Annotated in this window: 1 protein-coding gene; it reads left to right on the forward strand. The window is 57.2% G+C overall.

Annotated elements, in window-relative coordinates:
- Positions 1 to 95: 95 nt before the first annotated feature.
- The coding region (locus BIS10_RS18840) for an IS1380 family transposase (RefSeq protein ID WP_253507834.1) at positions 96 to 1,133 on the forward strand (1,038 nt) is incomplete at its 3' end.

Genomic DNA, 1,133 nt, shown 5'->3' on the forward strand with positions numbered 1-1,133 from the left:
CGGATTTCTCATGAGGGGATAAAAGAAAGCGGCTGAAAGTGCTATAGTTTCAGGACCTTACACCGTTCACCAAGCACCAACAGCCGCTATCCAAAATGGTACCTGAAAAACTGACCTTCTCGCCACTGTCTCGCCGTCAAATTGAAGCCGATTTCTCCGGTGGTCATATCACCTCCGATGCCGGCCTGCTTTTGCTTCGCGAAGTCGACAACCAACACCAGCTCACTCAGCGCCTGGCTACGGTGCTGGACGATGCCCGTAATCCGGTACTGGTTCGCCACAAGCTTCAAACCATGATCCGGCAACGGGTCTTTGGCGTAGCCGCCGGATACGAAGATCTGAACGATCACGAAACGTTACGCGCTGACCAGGCACTTCAGACCGCGACTGGCGAAGCGGCCATTCTAGCGGGCAAATCAACACTGTGCCGAATGGAGCAGCGCGTGGACCGGCAGGCCGTGGTCAAGGCCCACGAACTGATGTGGCATCACTTCATTGAGCAGCACGACGCCCCACCCAAGGAAATCGTGCTGGACTTCGATGGCACCGACGTTCCGGTGCATGGCGACCAGCCCGGCAAGTTCTTTAACGCCTACTACGATCACCATTGTTACTTCCCGCTGTACGTGTTCTGCGGCCGTCACCTGTTGGTGAGCTACCTGCGCACCAGCAATCGAAGCGACAGCCGCCATAGCTGGGCCATTCTGGCCCTGCTGGTGAAGTTCATCCGGCAGTACTGGCCGGATACCCGCATCGTGTTCCGGGGTGACAGCGGCTTTTACCGTCCCCGATTGCTGAGCTGGTGCGACCGGAACAACGTGGACTATCTGGTCGGCATCAGCAAGAACAGCCGGCTGCTCAAGGAGGTAGACGTACCCTCGATGCTGGTTCGCAAGGCTCACAACGAACTGGGTGAAAAAGTCTCCGCCACCTACCGGTTCCAGTACCAGGCCCGAACCTGGAAACACCCCCGCTGGGTGATCGCGCGTCTGGAGGAAGGCGAACTGGGTGCCAACCCCAGGTTCATTATCAGTTCCCGTTACGACGACGGCGTTAAACTCTACTACGAGCAATACTGTGCCCGGGGTGACATGGAAAACCGGATCAAGGATCAGCAGTTGTGTCTGTTCGCA

The organism is Halomonas sp. 707B3 (assembly GCF_024158645.1).
GTDB lineage: Bacteria > Pseudomonadota > Gammaproteobacteria > Pseudomonadales > Halomonadaceae > Vreelandella > Vreelandella lionensis.